Source organism: Streptomyces sp. NPDC049915 (assembly GCF_040656475.1).
Taxonomy (GTDB): Bacteria; Actinomycetota; Actinomycetes; order Streptomycetales; family Streptomycetaceae; genus Streptomyces.
Genome location: NZ_JBFAMH010000018.1, coordinates 126,514 through 144,332, shown reverse-complemented (window position 1 = coordinate 144,332; position 17,819 = coordinate 126,514). Strand labels below are relative to the sequence as shown.

General features: G+C 70.9%; 13 protein-coding genes and 1 tRNA gene. 9 read left to right on the top strand and 5 right to left on the bottom strand.

The features are described 5' to 3' along the window. Nucleotides 1-171: 171 nt before the first annotated feature. Nucleotides 172-1,209, bottom strand: coding sequence for a substrate-binding domain-containing protein (locus tag AB0J12_RS27360; RefSeq protein WP_363267089.1), 1,038 nt, complete (start codon nucleotides 1,207-1,209; stop codon nucleotides 172-174). A gap of 226 nt (nucleotides 1,210-1,435) precedes the next feature. On the opposite strand from AB0J12_RS27360, the gene AB0J12_RS27355 reads away from it, so the two are divergent. Next, nucleotides 1,436-3,886 carry a polysaccharide lyase 8 family protein gene (locus tag AB0J12_RS27355; protein ID WP_363267088.1) on the top strand — a complete coding sequence of 817 codons (2,451 nt, stop codon included), beginning with the start codon at nucleotides 1,436-1,438 and terminating at the stop codon, nucleotides 3,884-3,886. Here AB0J12_RS27355 and AB0J12_RS27350 read toward each other — a convergent pair. After that, nucleotides 3,883-4,779, bottom strand: coding sequence for a hypothetical protein (locus tag AB0J12_RS27350; protein ID WP_363267087.1), 897 nt, complete (start codon nucleotides 4,777-4,779; stop codon nucleotides 3,883-3,885). The genes AB0J12_RS27355 and AB0J12_RS27350 overlap by 4 nt on opposite strands. Before the next feature lie 125 nt (nucleotides 4,780-4,904). Between AB0J12_RS27350 and AB0J12_RS27345 the strand changes: the two genes are divergently transcribed. The 6 genes from AB0J12_RS27345 (at nucleotide 4,905) to AB0J12_RS27320 (ending at nucleotide 12,488) form a co-directional block, all read left to right on the top strand. After that, nucleotides 4,905-5,273: a chorismate mutase gene (locus AB0J12_RS27345; protein WP_363267086.1), complete on the top strand. Its 369-nt coding sequence runs from the start codon at nucleotides 4,905-4,907 to the stop codon at nucleotides 5,271-5,273. A gap of 136 nt (nucleotides 5,274-5,409) precedes the next feature. Further along, nucleotides 5,410-5,988 carry a response regulator gene (locus tag AB0J12_RS27340; protein ID WP_363267085.1) on the top strand — a complete coding sequence of 193 codons (579 nt, stop codon included), beginning with the start codon at nucleotides 5,410-5,412 and terminating at the stop codon, nucleotides 5,986-5,988. Nucleotides 5,989-6,089: 101 nt separating this feature from the next. After that, nucleotides 6,090-8,588: an aminopeptidase N gene (gene pepN / locus AB0J12_RS27335; protein WP_363267084.1), complete on the top strand. Its 2,499-nt coding sequence runs from the start codon at nucleotides 6,090-6,092 to the stop codon at nucleotides 8,586-8,588. 111 nt (nucleotides 8,589-8,699) lie between these two features. Next, the gene (locus AB0J12_RS27330; RefSeq protein ID WP_363267083.1) at nucleotides 8,700-9,551 is read left to right on the top strand and encodes an NmrA family NAD(P)-binding protein; all 852 of its coding nucleotides are present in this window, start codon (nucleotides 8,700-8,702) and stop codon (nucleotides 9,549-9,551) included. Nucleotides 9,552-9,708: 157 nt separating this feature from the next. Next, nucleotides 9,709-11,082 (top strand): aminotransferase class V-fold PLP-dependent enzyme, encoded by a 1,374-nt coding sequence (locus tag AB0J12_RS27325; RefSeq protein WP_363267082.1) that lies wholly within the window; start codon nucleotides 9,709-9,711, stop codon nucleotides 11,080-11,082. Further along, nucleotides 11,079-12,488 (top strand): SidA/IucD/PvdA family monooxygenase, encoded by a 1,410-nt coding sequence (locus AB0J12_RS27320; RefSeq protein WP_363267081.1) that lies wholly within the window; start codon nucleotides 11,079-11,081, stop codon nucleotides 12,486-12,488. Before AB0J12_RS27325 ends, AB0J12_RS27320 begins: the two co-directional genes overlap by 4 nt. A 68-nt stretch (nucleotides 12,489-12,556) precedes the next feature. On the opposite strand, the gene AB0J12_RS27315 is transcribed toward AB0J12_RS27320, so the two are convergent. Further along, complete coding sequence (locus AB0J12_RS27315; RefSeq protein ID WP_363267080.1) at nucleotides 12,557-14,356, bottom strand: 5'-nucleotidase C-terminal domain-containing protein; 1,800 nt, start codon at nucleotides 14,354-14,356, stop codon at nucleotides 12,557-12,559. Between the two features lie 170 nt (nucleotides 14,357-14,526). Between AB0J12_RS27315 and AB0J12_RS27310 the strand changes: the two genes are divergently transcribed. Both AB0J12_RS27310 and pyk read left to right on the top strand, forming a co-directional pair. Next, nucleotides 14,527-15,231, top strand: a complete 705-nt coding sequence (locus AB0J12_RS27310; protein ID WP_363267079.1) for an SIMPL domain-containing protein — start codon at nucleotides 14,527-14,529, stop codon at nucleotides 15,229-15,231. Between the two features lie 179 nt (nucleotides 15,232-15,410). After that, entirely contained in the window at nucleotides 15,411-16,847 is a 1,437-nt protein-coding gene (gene pyk, locus AB0J12_RS27305) for a pyruvate kinase (protein WP_363267078.1), read from the top strand. A gap of 5 nt (nucleotides 16,848-16,852) precedes the next feature. On the opposite strand, the gene AB0J12_RS27300 is transcribed toward pyk, so the two are convergent. Then, nucleotides 16,853-17,641 (bottom strand): helix-turn-helix domain-containing protein, encoded by a 789-nt coding sequence (locus AB0J12_RS27300; RefSeq protein WP_363267077.1) that lies wholly within the window; start codon nucleotides 17,639-17,641, stop codon nucleotides 16,853-16,855. Nucleotides 17,642-17,724: 83 nt separating this feature from the next. Then, nucleotides 17,725-17,807: transfer RNA gene (locus tag AB0J12_RS27295), tRNA-Leu, on the bottom strand. Nucleotides 17,808-17,819: the final 12 nt, after the last annotated feature.

Here is a 17,819-nt window from a genome sequence, read left to right as displayed (position 1 = left end):
GCATCCCGCACCCGAAGCACGACCCGGCGCCGCAGGCACCGGCGACCAGCCACAGCGCATCCCGCACCCGAAGCACGACCCGGCGCCGCAGGCACCGGCGACCAGCCACAGCGCATCCCGCACCCGAAGCACGACCCGGCGCCGCAGGCACCCGCACAGGCCGCCGCAGGCTCACCCGCTGGACGCCCGCACCCGCAACTCCGGCAGCAACGCCACCCGATGCCGAGCCCGCCCCGGCTCGGCCAGCCGACGCGCGATCAACTCGACCGCAGCCACCCCCACCGCCCGCTTCCGCGGCGCCACCGCGCTCAGCGGAACGTCGGCCAGCCCCGCGACCTCGTCGTCGTACGCCACGAGCGCCACATCGTCCGGCACCCGCACCCCCCGCGCCCGCAGCCGCTGCAGCACCACGATCGCGTCGTGGTCGTTGTGCACGAGCGCCGCATCGATCCGCCCCGACACCACCGCGTCGGTGAACTCCTCCAGCACCCGCTCCCGTTCACCGGCCCGCCCCTGCGACGGCAGCGGAACGACGAAGTCACCCGGCAGCGGCAACCCCACCCCCGCCAGCCCACCGACGAACCCCTCCCGCACCAGCCCCCGGTGCGGACTGTCGTCCCGCAGCAGCAGCCCGATCCGCGACCGACCGCCCTCCGCGAGATGCCGGACCGCGATCCGCGCACCGTAGGCATGGTCACTGACCACCTGCTCGGCGTCCGTGACATCGTCCTCCGGCTGCCGCTCCACCAGCACATACGGCACCCCGAGATCATCCGGCAGGAAACCCTCACCGCCCACCCGCTCACAGGGAGCGATCAGCAGCCCGTCGATCCCCTCGGAGAGCATGTGCCGCACCTGCGCCCGCTCCTGCTCCGGGTCGTACTGCGAGATACCGAGGACGAGCCGGACTCCCCATTCGGCGGCCGCCTCCCGCGCCCCCTTGATCACCTCGGGGTAGTAGTAGTCAGCGGCAGGCACGACGAGCCCCACGACCGACCCACCGCCCCCACCACCCCCACCGGGCACGGCCTCCGGCAGCACCGCACCCCCGTGCACCCGCGCCAGCAACCCGCGCTCGGCGAGCACCTCGACGTCACGCCGGACGGTGATGGGGGAGACCCCCAACTCCGCGGCGACATCACTGACCCGCACGGACCCGCTCGCGCGCACCCTGCGCAGGATTTCCCGGTGCCGTTCTTCGGCATGCACCGCCGCGCCCCTCTCTCCGCGTCGCCCCCACTCACCAGCAGCCTAACCCGCGCCCGATCGAACGCGAACGTTTCTGAACGAACGAACAAAACAAAGCCACCTTGCGCGATTCATTGCCGACCTCTGTTCGTTCGTGCTAGAAACCGCTTCCACCCCTCCGCACTGCGCCCCTCCACCCAGCAAGGCACCGCACCCCTCCTCCCCTCCCCCCGGAGGTACGTCCGCCATGCCCCGAATGACCCGCCGCACCCTCCTCCGCGCCGCCCTCACCACAGCAGCCACCGCACCCCTCACCCTCACCCTCCCCGGCACCGCACAAGCCTCCGCACAAGCCGCCGAACCCGCCGAAGGCACAAGCGCCGACCCCTACGACACCCTCCGCCTGAAATGGCGCAGCCTCACCCTCGGCACCGGCTTCGACCCCACCGCCGACCCCTACGCCGCCCGCCTCACCACCCTCGGCGCCACCGCCGCCGCACTGCGCGCCACGATGACCCCCGCGCCCGGCTCCCTGTGGCCCGACCTGCCCTACGCCGACCCCGACCCGGACACCGACAGCGAGTCGTACACGTACTCCGGCAACCTCGTCACCAGCTACACCCGGCTGCGCACCCTCACCGAGGCCTACGCCCAGCCCGGCACCGGCCTCACCGGCGACGCCGGGCTGCTCGCCGAGATCATCACCGGCCTCGACCATCTGCACGCCGAGGCGTACAACGCCGGCCAGGCCCGCTACGGCAACTGGTGGAGCTGGCAGATCGGCGCCCCGCAGGCCCTGCTCGACATCGTGACCCATCTCTACGACAGCCTCGGCGCGGCCCGCATCGCCGACTGCACCGCGGCCGTCGACCACTTCGTCCCGGACAGCGCGGTCGCGCAGTACACCGGCACCTCCACCGGCGCCAACCGCGTCGACCTGTGCCGGGTCATCGCCCTGCGCGGCGTCCTCGGCAAGGACCCAGCCAAGCTCGCCCTCGCCCGCGACGCGCTCAGCCCCGTCTTCCCCTACGTCACCTCCGGCGACGGCCTCTACGCCGACGGCAGCTTCATCCAGCACACCTACGTCCCCTACGCCGGCTCCTACGGCGCGGTCATGCTCGGCGGGTTGTCCCTGCTGTTCGCCCTGCTGGAAGGTTCGGCCTGGGAGGTCGCCGACCCGGGCCGGCAGGTCATCCTCGACTCCGTCGAGAAGGCGTACGCGCCGTTCCTCTTCAACGGCCTGGCCATGGACAACGTCTCGGGGCGCGCGGTCAGCCGCGGGGTGCAGAAGAGCGACACCCGCGCCGTCCTCCAGGACGACCATCTGCGCGGACACGCCATCATCGCCTGCATCGCCCTGCTCGCCCGCAGCGCGTCCCCGGCCGAACGCGGCCGCTGGGAGGCCATGATCAAGGGCTGGATCGCCCGCGCCGCCTACCGCCCGATCCTCACCAGCGACGCCCTGAACGTGGCCCAGCTGGCCCGCCTGAAGACGATCGCCGACTCCACCACGACCACCGCCGCCCCCGAACCCACCGGCCACCGCCTCTTCCCCGGCATGGACCGGGCCGTGCACCGCCGCCCCGGCTGGGCCGCGAGCGTCTCCATGGCCTCGAAGCGGATCACCTACTACGAGAACGGCAACGGCGAGCACCTGCGCGGCTGGCAAAGCGGCTCCGGAATGCTCTACTGGTGGGGCGACACCTTCGGCAACGGCCAGTACAGCGACAGCTTCTGGGCCACCGTCGACCCCATGCGGCTGCCCGGCACCACCGTCTCCCGCAAGACCCTGGCCGACGGCGAGGGCGGCGCCTGGGGCGCGGCCCGCCCCGACGCACGCTGGGTCGGCGGCGCCACCGACGGCACCTACGCGGCCGTCGGCCAGCACCTCAAGGGCCTGTCGTCCACGCTGGTCGCCCAGAAGTCCTGGTTCTTCCTCGACGACATGATCGTCTGCCTCGGCGCCGGCATCCAGAGCCGCGACGGCACCGGCGTGGAGACGATCGTCGACAACCGCAACCTCGGCGCGAACGGCAGCCACGCCCTCACCGTCGACGGCATCGTCCAGCCCACCACCCTCGGCCGGCACACCACCTTCACCCGCGCCCGCTGGGCCCACCTCGCCGGCTTCGGCGGTTACGTCTTCCCCGGCGGCGCCGCCCTGCAGACCCTGCGCGAGGCCCGCACCGGATCCTGGTCCGCCATCAACACCGGCGGCACCACCGATCCCGTCACCCGCCGCTACCTCACCCTGTGGACGGACCACGGCACCGACCCGACCGCGGCCGGCTACGCCTACGCGATCCTGCCCGGCGCCACGGCCCGGCAGACCGCCGCCCGCGCATCCGACGCCGGCCGGCTGCGGATCCTCGCCAACACCGGCGACCAGCAGGGCGTCTGCGCACCCGCGCTCGGCTTCACCCGCGTCAACTTCTGGCTCGCCGGCACCGTCGGTGACCTCACCGCGAGCACCCCGGCGAGCGTCATGATCCGCCGCAGCGGCGGCACGGCCACCGTGTGCGTCTCCGGCCCGCTGCGCGACGGCGCCGCCATCGACCTCACCTGGAACCGGCCGGTGTCCGCGGTGACGTCGGCCGACCCCACGGTGCAGGTGCTGGCGACCGGCAGCGCACTGACGCTGCGCATCACGCCCGGCACCCTCGGGGCCGTACACACAGCGCGGGTCACCCTGGCCTAGGTGTCGCACTCCCACACCGTCCGGCACAGCGCGCACCGGGCGCGTACCCGCCCCCGCACCGGCACCCTGATCCGCTGATGGCAGGTCGGGCACGGGAACGACACCCGCAACGGCCCGTGCCCGTCCGGGGCGAAGCTGTAGGGCACGCCGTCCGGCGCCGTCACGCGCGCGTGCTCCTGCGCGTGGCGCCTCTCGCGCGCGTAGCGCCGGCGTCCCGCCCAGCCGGCCGCCGTCAGCGGCGGCTGCCGCTCGTCCAGCCGGGCCAGCGCGAGCCCCTCGCCGTACGCCTCGTACGCCCGCGCGCTGGTGAACCACGTCGACGGGTCCTCCCCGAACAGCAGCGACCGCTTCGCCAGCACGTACCCGAACTCCTCCGGCGTGAGATAACCCAGCTTCTGCGACGACGCCCCGTCCTCCCGGTAGGCGTCCAGCAGCAGCCAGCCCGCGCCCAGATACGTCGTCGCCGTGTCGGTGAGGATCTCGTTCTCGCGGGTGCCCGGGAACGCCAGGTCGAGGCGGTGCAGGTACACGTGCATGATCTCGTGCGCCAGAGCCGCCCCGATGTCCCGCCGATGCGTACGGAACCGGTCATTCAGCTCCACGAAGTACTCCGGCCCGGCGGTCAGTTCGATGTTCGCCGCATGCGTCATCTCACGGAAGGAGACGATCATCCGCGCGTCGGGGAGCCGGTAGTGCCGCACCAGCTCCCGCGCCACCCGCTGCGCCCCCAGATACAGGTCGTCGGTGTCGCAGAACGCCACATCCACCGGCGCCACACTCGTCGCGAACGTCGCGATCGTGTCGTACGACAAGCGCTTGTACAGCGCGGTGACGGCGGCCCGCACCGTCTGCAGATGCGGGTAGCCGTGCCGGACCGGTCCGCCGTTGCCCACGCCCAACCCCCAAGACGCTGGAGCCCGACTCCACTGTACGCAGATCCGGCCGAACCTCCGCCAGACCGGCTCCGGCCGATCCTCGCTGGTGGGGCGGTACCCGGCACACACTAGGGTGGACGGCCATGACCATCAGCAACACCCACACCGGTGACGTCGACCCGGCCGTCCGCGCCGAGCTGTCCCGGCTGCGCGACAGCATCGACAACATCGACGCCGCCGTCGTCCACATGCTCGCCGAGCGCTTCAAGTGCACCCAGCAGGTCGGCCACCTCAAGGCCGCCCACCAGCTGCCCCCGGCCGACCCCGAGCGCGAGGCCCGCCAGATCGCACGGCTGCGCGGCCTCGCCGAGAGCGCCAAACTCGACCCCGCGTTCGCCGAGAAGTTCCTGAACTTCATCGTGGGCGAAGTGATCCGCCACCACGAGCGCATCGCCGAGGACACCGCGAACGGCACCGCCGGATCCGCCCCCGCCGCCGGCCCCGCGCACTGATCCGGCCACCGGTCCCCGGCACCGAGGGACCGCACCGATCCGGCCACCGCGTGCACGGCAGGTGATCCGACCGGCACCGGCCGTCAGCACCCGGACGTAAGCTGGACCCCTCAGCGCGCGGGAGGGACGCCGGGCCATGCCGACGGATGCCGAGATCCTCATCGTCGACGACCACCAGGGCACCCTGTACGCCCTGGAAAGCACCCTGGCCCCGCTCGGCTACCGCCTGGGCCGGGCCACCAGCGGCGACGCGGCGCTCAAACAGCTGCTGCGCGGCCGCGTCGGGCTGCTCCTGCTGCAGGTGCGCACACCCGGCGCCGGCGCCCTGGAGGTGGTGCGCTACATGCGCCGCCTGGAGCAGACCCAGCACATCCCCGTCGTCCTGCTCACCGGGTCCCGCCCCGACCCCGAACTGGCCGCCGCCGCCTTCGGCCTCCGCGTCGCCGGCCTCATCGGCACGCCCGTCGACCCCTGGACGCTGCGCACCCACGTCCGCCACCTCTACGACACCCACCAGCACCGCCTCGCCCTGGAGGCGGAGATCCGCCGGCTGCGCGCCCGCCCGGCCGGCCCCGGCCGCGCGGGACCGGCGCCGCGGCCCCACCCCGAGCCCCGCCCGGCCGCCGTACCGCAACAACGCGAGCCGACAGGCCCCGCCGCCCTCACCGACCCGACACGCCCCGCACGGGCGGTTCCGGCATGCGAGGGCACATAGGCCCGCGAGGGACACAGGCCCACGACGGGACACAGGCGCGCGCGGGGGACATACGCCACGTAGCGAACCGCCCCTGTGCGATGCCGGTGCCATCAGGCAGCATGTCCTGCATGTCCGTACTCACGCGCGACGAAGCGCAGACCCGTGCCCAGCTCCTCGACGTCCAGCAGTACACGATCGACCTCGATCTGACGACCGGCGACGAGACCTTCGACTCCCGCACCCTGATCCGCTTCACCGCCCGGACGGACGCGGACACCTTCGTGGAGCTGAAGCCGGCCGAACTGCGCAGCGTCACCCTGGACGGACAGCCCGTCGACCCCGACACCCTCGACGGCAACCGCCTGCCGCTGAAGAACCTCACCGCCGGCGAACACGAACTGCGCGTCGACGCCACCATGCGCTACTCCCGCACCGGCGAAGGCATGCACCGCTTCACCGACCCCAGCGACAGCGAGACCTACGTCTACACCCAGCTGTTCATGGAAGACGTCCAGCGCGTCTTCGCCGCCTTCGACCAGCCCGACCTCAAGTCGGTCTTCGAACTCACCGTCACCGCACCCGAAGGCTGGACCGTCCTCGCCAACGGCATCACCGAACACCTCGGCGACGGCCGCTGGAAAGCCGCACCCACCCCGCTGATCTCCACCTACCTCGTCGCCGTCGCCGCCGGCCCCTGGCACTCGTTGCACACCGAACACCGCGGCCTGCCCTTCGGCCTCCACTGCCGCCGCTCCCTCGCGCCCTACCTCGACGCCGACGCTGAGGAGATCCTCGACATCACCCGCGCGTGCTTCGACCGCTACCACGAGAAGTTCGCCGAGCCCTACCCCTTCGACTCCTACGACCAGGCCTTCGTCCCGGAGTTCAACGCCGGCGCCATGGAGAACCCCGGCCTGGTCACCTTCCGCGACGAGTTCGTCTACCGCTCCGCCGTCACCGACACCGAACGCCAGACCCGCGCCATGGTCATCGCCCACGAAATGGCCCACATGTGGTTCGGCGACCTCGTCACCCTCCAGTGGTGGGACGACATCTGGCTCAACGAGTCCTTCGCCGAGTACATGGGCTACCAGACCACCCTGGAAGCCACCCGTTTCACCCAGCCCTGGGTCGAGTTCGGCGTCACCCGCAAAGCCTGGGGCTACGACGCCGACCAGCGCCCCTCCACCCACCCCGTCGCCCCCGAAGCCGTCCCCGACACCGCCTCCGCGCTGCTCAACTTCGACGGCATCTCCTACGCCAAGGGCGCCTCCGCGCTGCGCCAGCTCGTCACCTGGCTCGGCGAGAAGGACTTCCTCGCCGGCATCAACACCCACTTCACCCGGCACAAGTTCGCCAACGCCACCCTCGCCGACTTCATCGACTCCCTCGCCTCCGCCACCGACCGCGACGTCCACGCCTGGGCCGACGCCTGGCTGCGCACCACCGGAGTCGACACCCTCACCCCGCACATCAGCGGCAGCAACGGCGACCGCCTGCTCACCGTCGCACACACCGGCAGCCGCCCGCACCGCATCGCCGTCGGCCTGTACGACCAGGACCTCACCGACGACGGCCGGCTCACCCTGCGCGAACGCGTCGAGATCGACGTCCCCCTCAGCCGGCCGCACCCCCTCGGCAAGAAGCCCGCCCTGCTGCTCCTCAACGACGGCGACCTCACCTACGCCAAGATCCGCTTCGACACCGACTCCTTCGAGGCGCTGCGCACCGGCCTGGCCGGCCTGCCCGACCCGCTCACCCGCGCCGTCGTATGGAACGCCCTGCGCGACGCCGTACGCGACGGTGAACTGCCGCCCACCGCCTACCTCGACGCCGCCCGCGCCCACCTGCCGCACGAGCGGGACCTCGCCCTCGTCCAAGGCGTCCTCGCCTTCGCCTCCGGCCAGATCGCCGACCGCTACGTCCGCCCCGACCAGCGGCCCGCCGCCCTGACCACCCTCACCCACCTGTGCCGCGACCTCATCCGCCGCACCGAGGACGGCGACCACCCCGGCCTGCGCCTGATCGCCGTACGCCACTACATCGACACCGCCGCCCACCCCGACACCATTGCCGCCTGGCTCGCCGACGGCATCGTGCCCGGCGGCCCCGAACTCGACCCCGAACTGCGCTGGCGCATCCTGACCCGGCTCGCCGTCCTCGGCGCCACCGACGAGGCCACCATCGCCGCCGAACTGGACCGCGACCCCTCCGCCGCCGGCCAGGAAGGCGCAGCCCGCTGCCGCGCCGCCCTGCCCGACGCGGACGCCAAGGCCCGCGCATGGGACACCATGTTCGGCGGCGACGACCTGTCCAACTACCTGTTCATCGCCACCGCCCAGGGCTTCTGGCAACCCGAACAGGCCGGCCTCGTGCAGCCCTGGGTCGAGCGCTACTACGACGACGCCGTCGCCGTCGCCGCCCGCCGCGGCCCCGCCATGGCCGACGCCGCCGGCCGCTGGGCGTTCCCCGTCCACGCCGTCGACACCAAAACCCTCCGCCTCGGCGAGCAGTGCCTGCACAGCGCCGACCCCATCCCGGCCCTGCGCCGCAAGCTCGCCGACCAACTCGACGACCTCGCACGGGCATTGCGCGTACGGGGCGAGGCGGGGGAGTAGGACCACAGGCGTAGGGCACGGCTGGTCCCCGGCGACGATGCGCGGGGCTGATCACCCTCCCTAGGCTCCAAGAGCCCAGGGCGATCAGCCCTGAAACGTCAGGAGAACACCGTGATCGCAGTGACCGGCGCCACCGGCAACATCGGCCGTGCCCTCGTCCACCGCCTGCTCGCCGCCGGCGCCCCCGTCCGGGCGCTCACCCGCGACCCGCAGCGCGCCGCCCTGCCCGAAGGCGCCGACGTCGTCCGCGTCCCCCAGACCGACCCCGCCGACCCCGCAGACCCCACCGGCCCCGCCTCCGTGTTCGACGGAGTCACCCGGGTGTTCCTCTACGCCCAGGCCGCGCACCTGCTGCCCGCCGCCCGCGCCGCCGGCGTACGCCACGTCGTCCTGCTGTCCTCCAGCATCATCCACGAAGGCGCCGACGACCCCACCCACCCCATCCACATCATGCACGCCCGAGTCGAACAGCAACTGCGCGACAGCGGCCTCGACTTCACCTTCCTGCGACCCGGCGCCTTCGCCACCAACGCCCTCCAGTACGCACCCCAGATCCGCGCCGGACACACCGACATCCGCGGCGTCTACGCCGACGGCCTCACCGCCCCCATCCACGAGGACGACATCGCCGCCGTCGCCGAACGCGCCCTCCTCGACACCGGCCACGAAGGCGCCGTCCACCGCCTCACCGGCCCCGAGGCGATCAGCAACGCCGACCAGATCACCGCCATCGGCCAGGCCACCGGCCGCGACCTGCGCTTCGCCGAGATCCCGCCCCGCGAGGCAGGCGCCGAACTCTTCCCGCACGTACCGCCGCACATGCTCGACCGGCTGCTGCGCACCTTCGCCGACACCGTCGGCACACCCCCCGAGATCACCCCCACCGTCGAAAAGATCACCGGCACCCCCGCCCGCACCTTCACCCAGTGGGCCACCGACCACACCGCCGACTTCCGCAACTGACCCCTCCACGGCCGCAGGACACCGCCCGTACCCCCCACACACCGCCTCCGCAAGGACGTACCCCCTTCAGGGTGGCGATCGTTGGATATTCCGGGCGCGGCCGAACCTTCCGCGTACAAGCTGGAAGCCCCGTCCCGCGACCGCCCGGAGGACCGACATGAGCACGCCGCCCCTCGCCTCGGGACCCGACGGCCCCGAGGCGCTGCGCCCCCTGCTCGACACCGTCCTCGACGCCCTCGCCGAAGGCACCCGCGCCCGCGGCGGCCCACTCCCCGCCGGCGGCCCCCAGCAGGTCACCGCCCGCCTGCGCCACGCCATCGGCGACATCCTGCCCGACCACGGCAACCCGGCCGCCCTGCACACCCTCATCACCGCCCTCACCGCAGGCGCCGCTGACCCCGCCCACCCCCTGTGCGCCGCCCACCTGCACTGCCCGCCCCTCGCCGTCGCCACCGCCGCCGACCTCGCCGCCTCCGCCCTCAACCCCTCCCTCGACTCCTGGGACCAGGCCCCCACCGCCACCGCCCTGGAAGCCCTCGTCACCCAGGCCCTCGCCCGGCAGGCCGGCACCGCCGACGCCCTCATCACCAGCGGCGGCACCGAGTCCAACCACCTCGCCCTCCTCCTCGCCCGCGAACAGCACGGACCCGGCCTGCGTCTGCTCACCGGCGCCAACGCCCACCGCTCCCTCACCCGCGCCGCCTGGCTGCTCGGCCTGCCCGACCCCGTGATCGTCCCGGCACCCGGCGGCACCCTCGACCCCGCCGCCCTCGACGACGCCCTCACCCAGGTCCCCGGCCCCCACCTCGTCGCCGCCACCGCGGGCACCACCGACGCCGGCCTCATCGACCCCCTCACCGACATCGCCGCCCGCTGCACCACCCACGGCGCCCGCCTCCACATCGACGCCGCCTACGCAGGCGCACTCCTCTTCAGCGACCGCCACCGCGACCGCCTCACCGGCCTCGACGCCGCCCACACCATCACCCTCGACCTGCACAAACTCGGCTGGCAACCGGTCCCCGCCGGCGTCCTCGCCGTCCGCGACCCCGCCGACCTCACCGCCCTGAACCAGCGCGCCGACTACCTCAACGCCGACGACGACACCGACGCAGGCCTGCCCGACCTCCTCGGCCGCTCCCTGCACACCACCCGCCGCCCCGACGTACTCAAAATCGCCGTCACCCTCACCACCCTCGGCCGCCACGGCCTCGGCGCCCTCGTCGACACCGTCCTAGACCTCGCCCAGGAACTCGCCACCCTTGTCAAGGACCACCCCACCCTCGACCTCTACGACACACCCACCCTCAGCACCGTCCTGTTCCGCCCCACCGGCGCCGACGACACCACCGTCGCCACCCTGCGCCGCACCCTGCTCCACCAAGGCCACGCCGTCCTCGGCCGCGCCCGCCCCGACGGCCGGCTCTGGCTCAAAGCCACCCTCCTCAACCCCCGCACCAGCACCGGCGACCTGACCACACTCCTCACCCTCGTCCAGGACGCCCACGTGGAAGGAACCACCCCCCGATGACCCCGCCCCCCACCACCCCCTACACCCCCCGCGACCTCGTCGGCATCGGCATCGGCCCCAGCAACCTCTCCCTCGCCGCCCTCGCCCAGCCGCTCACCGAACTCGACACCGCCTTCTACGAACAACGCCCCGACTTCAGCTGGCACCCAGGACTCCTCCTCGACGGCGCCACCATCCAAGTCCCCTTCCTCGCCGACCTCGTCACCCTCGTCGACCCCACCAGCCGCTGGACCTTCCTCAACCACCTCAAAGCCCACGACCGGCTCTTCCCCTTCTACTTCGCCGAGCACTTCCACATCCAGCGCACCGAATACGACGCCTACTGCCGCTGGGTCGCAGCCAACCTCCCCGCACTGCACTTCCGCCACCAGGTCGACGCCGTGCGCTGGAACCCCGAACGCGACGCCTTCGAAGTCGACTACACCCAACTCGACGCCGACGGCCAAGCCGAAGCCCTCGGCCGCACCCACACCCGCAACATCGTCCTCGGCATCGGCACCGAGCCCTACGTCCCCGACCCGCTCAAACCCCTCGCCGACGCCCCCGGCGTACCCGTCCTGCACGCCGCCGACTACCTCGACAACCGCGACACCCTCCTCGCCGCCGAACACATCACCGTCGTCGGCTCCGGCCAGTCAGGCGCCGAAATCTTCCTCGACCTCCTCCGCCACCGCCCCACCGGCCGCGAACGCCTCACCTGGATCGGCCGCACCGAAGCCTTCGCCCCCATGGAGTACTCCAAACTCGGCCTCGAACACTTCACCCCCGACTACACCCGCTACTTCCACGCCCTCACCGAACCCGTCCGCGACCAGCTCGTCACCGCCCAATGGCAACTCCACAAAGGCATCAGCGCCGACACCCTCGCCGCCGTCCACGACGAGCTCTACCGCCGCACCCTGCACGGCACCTGGCCCGACACCGTCCTCACCCCCGGCGTCCGCGTCCGCACCGCCGGCCGCCTCGCCACCACCAAAGTCGAACTCCACCTCGAACACATCCAGCAAGGCACCCGCAGCCGCCTCACCACCGACGCCGTCATCCTCGCCACCGGCTACCGCGAACGCCCCCTCGACCAGCTCCTCGCCGGCCTCGACCCCTACCTGCGCCGCGACAGCAGCGACCGCCCCCGCATCGACGAGCACTACCGCCTCGTCCTCGACCCCACCGTCACCGGCTCCCTCCACGTCCAGAACGCCGAACGCCACACCCACGGCGTCGGCGCCCCCGACCTCGGCCTCGCCGCCTGGCGCAGCGCCACCATCCTCAACGCCCTCACCGGCAAAGAGACCTACCCCCTCCCCACCCGCACCGCCTTCACCACCTTCGGCCTCCAGCAGTCCGCCCAGGTACCCGCCGCCCGCCGCCCCCACGAAACCCTCACCCCGCTCGTCGAACCCCGCTGACCCGCCCCACGAACACAAAGGCGGGCCGGCACCCGGCCGACCCGCCCCACCCGTCACCTCACCGAACGTCAGAACACCGGCACACCCTCACGCGTCAGCTTCCAGTCCACCGACGCGAAGTCCTTCGGATCCAGCACACCCTTCGCCGTCACCCACTCCGCGATCCGCGTCCGGATCTCCGTCGACTCCGACCACAGCTCCTTCGCCGACGCCACGAACGGGAACGCACCACCACCGTTCGCCCGATAGTTGTTCACCGCCAGCACGAACTGCTGCGCATCATCCAACGGGGCGCCACCGAAGGTCAGGTTCCTGATCCGCGACCCGGCCGGCTGCGCGACGTCGATGTCGTACACCAACCCCGACACATAGTCGTAGTTGTAGTCCGGACGACCACCCGCGTTCGTCAGCTTCTCCACATCCACCGCCACACCCGGCGCCGTCCGCACGTAGTACTCCGCCGAATACTCCAGATACGCCCGCAGCTGCGCACCCGTCATCAGCTTCGCCACCAGCGTGTTGTCATAGACGTACAGACTCGACAGATCCCGGATCGTCACCTTCCCCGCCGGGATCTCCGACGTCCGCGAGAACGGCGACGCCTGCGCCACCACCGGCAGCGACGCGTACTGCGTGTCCGCCAGCGCCGCCTTGACCACGTCCTCCTGCACCTTAGTGATCAGGTCGATGATCGGCGCGTCCTTGTACCGCGCCTCCACCGTCGTCAGCGTCTGAGTCGCAGTACCGACCACCTGATTGACGTACGCCACCACCTTCGCGTGCTGCTCCGACAGCAGCTGAGTGATCCGCGGATCGTCCGCCACGGTCCTCGAGTCACGCAGCGACGCCGCGACCGACTCCACCTCCCAGCAGCCCCGACGGAACACCAGCTCCACATCGAACACCGTCAGCCGCTCCGCGTAACACAACGGCTCCGACAGCACGACCGTCTTCCCCGACCGCTCGTTGACGACCCTCAGCTCCGGGATCTCCAGATGCGCGTGCCCCACCAGGATCGCGTCGATCCCCGGCACCTGCCTCGCCACGTTCGCCGCCGCGTTCTCCACATACGGCACCTGGTCACCGTACGACGACATCCCCGACGTACCCGAGTGCGCCGACACGATCACCACGTCCGCGCCCATCGACTTCAGCCTCGGCACCCACTTCGCCGCCTGCTCCTCCAGACCCGGGAACGCCAACTTCCCCTGCACATACGCCTTGTCCCAGATCGCGATACCCGGGTTGGTCAGCCCCAGCACCGCCACCTTGACCGGACGCGCACCCTTCACACGGAACGTCTTCATGACATACGGCGCGAACGCCGGCCGCAGCGTCTTCGCGTCCACCGCGTTCGCACCCAGCAGCGGAAAGTCCAGCTGCTCCTCGAACCGGCGCAACGTCTCGATGCCGTAGTTGAACTCGTGATTGCCCAGCGCCGCCGCGTCATACCCGATCGCGTTCATCGCCCGCGCCATCGGATGCACCGGACCACCCTGCGCGGTGATCGGATCCACCTTCGCGAAGTAGTACGCCAGCGGCGTGCCCTGAATGGTGTCACCCGCATCCAGCAGCAGCGTGTTCTCCCGGCCCCGCTCCGCACGGATCTGGTTCACCAGCGTCGAGATACGCGACAGACCCTGCGCGTTGCCCGCCTTGTCGGCGTACTCCGCATCCTTGAAGTAATCCCAGTTGAAGACGTGACCGTGCAGGTCCGTCGTCCCCATGACGGTCAGCGCATACCGCTTCTCACCGCGACGCCCCGCGGGTACGGCCTGCGCGGCCGGAGCCGCCACCGCGCCCGCCACCGCCACCCCCGCCCCGGTCGCGGCCGACTTCTCCAGAAACTTCCGGCGGTTCAACGCCATGGGGCTGCCTCTCCTCGCAGAACGTCCTCGCGGAACGGGACAACGACACGCACCACGCGCACGGAAGACGACGCGCGTAGATAACGCGCGTAGATTCTGACCCGCACACGGCGGACCGCAACAGGCCCCGGAGGTTTCGATCTGGTGACCACAACTGCCACAGTGACCGTATGACGCCCACTCAGGAACCCACCGCCCTCCCCTACGGCACCCCCGACGCACCCCGCATCTCCGTACGCGGCGAAGCCCACCTCGAAACCGACCCCGAACTCGCCCGCATCGGCATCACCGTCACCGCCCGCGGCCGCGACCGCCGCACCACCCTCGACGACCTCACCCGCCGCAACACCGCCGCCCTCGACCTCATCAGGTCCTACGGCGACGCCGTCCACCACATCGAAACCGGCGCCCTCACCCTCACCCCCGAACTCACCCACAAAGGCCGCGGCGAACACATCCGCACCCACCACGGCGCCGTCCACCTCACCGCCGAACTCACCGACTTCACCACCCTCGGCGAACTCACCACCCGCCTCGCCGACCTGGAACTCACCCGCATCGACGGCCCCTGGTGGTCCCTGCGCCCCGACTCACCCGTCCACCGCGCCGCACGCACCCAGGCCGTCCACGCCGCCGTCCAACGCGCCCGCGAATACGCCGAAGCCCTCGGCACCACCCTCGCCGCCCTCATCGAACTCGCCGACACCGGCACCGCAGACACCCCCCAGCCCCGCACCCCCGGCCGCATGCGCTCCATGGCCTTCGCCGGCCCCGCCGAGGACGCCGAACCCGCACCCCTCGACCTGGAACCCCAGCGCCAGCACGTCCACGCCGAGATCACCGCACGCTTCACGATGATCCCGCCCCGCTTGTAACAGCCTGTAATTCCGGCATTCGAAAAAACGACCGGAACACTCGAAAGAATGACCCCCGCCCGCTCATCGGAGCGCACCGGCGCACAATTCAACACTTGTCAATAGTGCTTCACTCAAAGGTCGTTGAGTAGTCACGCCCGGCCAATTCTCTACCCACCGGTAAGTCATAGGCTCGACTCATGCGCCGAGCAAAAATCGTCTGCACCCTGGGCCCCGCCACCGACACATACGACCAGATCAAAGGCCTGGTCGACGCCGGAATGGACGTCGCCCGCTTCAACCTCAGCCACGGCGGCCACGCCGAACACGAGGAGCGCTACCACCACGTGCGCAAAGCGGCCGACGAAACCGGCCGCAGCATCGGCATCCTCGCCGACCTTCAGGGCCCGAAGATCCGCCTCGGCCGCTTCACCGAAGGACCCGTACTCCTTGAACGCGGCGACACCTTCACCATCACCGTCGAAGACGGCGCCGAAGGCAACCACGACCAGTGCGGCACCACCTACCACGGCCTCGCCGACGACGTCACCCCCGGCGAACGCATCCTCGTCGACGACGGCAAGGTCTGCCTCGAAGTCACCGACATCGACGGCCCCCGCGTCCGCACCCGCGTCGTCGAAGGCGGCATGATCTCCGACCACAAGGGCCTCAACCTGCCCGGCGTCGCCGTCTCCGTCCCCGCCCTCTCCAAAAAAGACGAAGACGACCTGCGCTGGGCCCTGCGCACCGGCTTCGACGTCATCGCCCTGTCCTTCGTCCGCTCCGGCAAGGACATCCTCGACGTCCACCGCATCATGGACGAAGAAGGCCGCCGCCTCCCGGTCATCGCCAAGGTCGAAAAACCCCAGGCAGTAGAGGCCATCGACGACATCGTCGCCGCCTTCGACGGCATCATGGTCGCCCGCGGCGACCTCGGCGTCGAAATGCCGCTCGAACAGGTCCCCATCGTCCAGAAGCGCGCGATCAAACTCGCCAAGCGCAACGCCAAACCGGTGATCGTCGCCACCCAGATGCTCGACTCCATGATCGAGAACTCCCGTCCCACGCGCGCGGAAGCCAGCGACGTCGCCAACGCCGTCCTCGACGGTACCGACGCCGTGATGCTCTCCGGCGAGACGAGCGTCGGCAAGCACGCCATCGGTACGGTCAAGACCATGGCCAAGATCGTCGCCGCGGCGGAAGAGACCATGCTGGCCACGGGCCTCCCGCCGCTCACCGAACACAACAAGCCCCGCACCCAGGGCGGCGCCGTCGCCCGCGCAGCAGCCGAAATGGGCGACTTCCTCGGCGCGAAGTTCCTCGTCGCCTTCACCCAGTCCGGCGACACGGCCCGCCGCCTCTCCCGCTACCGCTCCCCGATCCCCGTCCTCGCCTTCACCCCCGACCCGGCGACCCGCTCCCAGCTCAGCATGAGCTGGGGCGTGGAAACCTTCCTCGGCCCCCACGTCGACTCCACCGACGCGATGGTCGACCAGGTGGACGAGCTGCTGCTGAAGTACGGCCGCTGCGCGAAGGGCGACGTGGTCGTCATCACGGCCGGCTCCCCGCCCGGGGTCTCGGGCTCGACGAACATGGTCCGCGTCCACCACATCGGGGAGGACGACAGCCCGAAGTAGCGGGGTCAGTGCTTGGGGCCTACGTGGGCGTCGAGGAGGGCGACGGAGGCCTTCTTCGCAACGGAGACGTTGTAAGGAACGCCGTCCCGGGTGCAGTGCGTCCACTCGACGCCGAGCCCGTCCAGGGTGTCGGTGTACAGCTGCCTGATGTCGTCAGACTTGTTGGTGAAGAAGTAGCGGGGGTATTCGTACCGCTTGCGCTCCCCGCCGACGAGCCGGGTGGTCCAGTTGGTGATCCGACACCCGTCGGAGTGGATGAGGCCCCGGATGAAGTCCCAGGGGTGCGCATCGACGATGGTCTGCTGCCAGGGCTCGAGGGCGATCCTGCGGTCGTGCTTCTTGCCGGGGCCGTGCTGGGGGAAGAGGCACCACATGTGCATCGAGTACAGCTTCACCTCCCAGCAGCCCTTTCGCTTCACCCTGCACACCGAGTTGTGCGGGAAGACGCGGCGCATGGCGACCTCGCACTCGCTCAGGAGCCGTGGACGGTCTTCGGCGCAGGCAATCGACAGGCTGGGTGACCGCATGGCTCGGTTCTGGATGATGTGTCCGTCGCCGAGATACAGGCCGAGCAGGTAGGCGTATGCCGTGGTGTCTAGCTCACCGTCACATCGGGGGCAGGGCGGCCGCGGGGTACGCCCTGGGCACTCGCCGCGCTTGGCGCGGTCCATGTGCTTCCAGTAGCTGATGGTGCCGACGGGCACCTGCAGCTTGCGAGCCACATCTGCGTTCTTCGCGCCGCTGCGCAGCAGTGTGAGGGCCTTCTGTCGCACGTCAGTGCCATGGAAGTTCATGCGGCCACTGTCGGTCACTGATCGCGACCCTGAGCAGCATAAAGCGGAAGATCACGCGAACGTGATCCTCCGCTTCGAGGAAGTGCCGGGTGCGGGATTCGAACCCGCAAGCCCTCTCAGGCAGAGGTGTTTGAGACCTCCGTGTATACCGTTCCACCAACCCGGCAGGCACTGCGGT

Excerpts from the sequence above, each read along its gene's own strand:
- AB0J12_RS27320 (WP_363267081.1), top strand. The coding sequence starts at position 11,079 with ATGACCCCGCCCCCCACCACCCCCTACACCCCCCGCGACCTCGTCGGC.
- AB0J12_RS27315 (WP_363267080.1), bottom strand. The coding sequence starts at position 14,356 with ATGGCGTTGAACCGCCGGAAGTTTCTGGAGAAGTCGGCCGCGACCGGG.
- AB0J12_RS27310 (WP_363267079.1), top strand. The coding sequence starts at position 14,527 with ATGACGCCCACTCAGGAACCCACCGCCCTCCCCTACGGCACCCCCGAC.
- AB0J12_RS27345 (WP_363267086.1), top strand. The coding sequence starts at position 4,905 with ATGACCATCAGCAACACCCACACCGGTGACGTCGACCCGGCCGTCCGC.
- AB0J12_RS27355 (WP_363267088.1), top strand. The coding sequence starts at position 1,436 with ATGCCCCGAATGACCCGCCGCACCCTCCTCCGCGCCGCCCTCACCACA.
- AB0J12_RS27325 (WP_363267082.1), top strand. The coding sequence starts at position 9,709 with ATGAGCACGCCGCCCCTCGCCTCGGGACCCGACGGCCCCGAGGCGCTG.
- pyk (WP_363267078.1), top strand. The coding sequence starts at position 15,411 with ATGCGCCGAGCAAAAATCGTCTGCACCCTGGGCCCCGCCACCGACACA.
- AB0J12_RS27300 (WP_363267077.1), bottom strand. The coding sequence starts at position 17,641 with ATGAACTTCCATGGCACTGACGTGCGACAGAAGGCCCTCACACTGCTG.
- pepN (WP_363267084.1), top strand. The coding sequence starts at position 6,090 with ATGTCCTGCATGTCCGTACTCACGCGCGACGAAGCGCAGACCCGTGCC.
- AB0J12_RS27340 (WP_363267085.1), top strand. The coding sequence starts at position 5,410 with ATGCCGACGGATGCCGAGATCCTCATCGTCGACGACCACCAGGGCACC.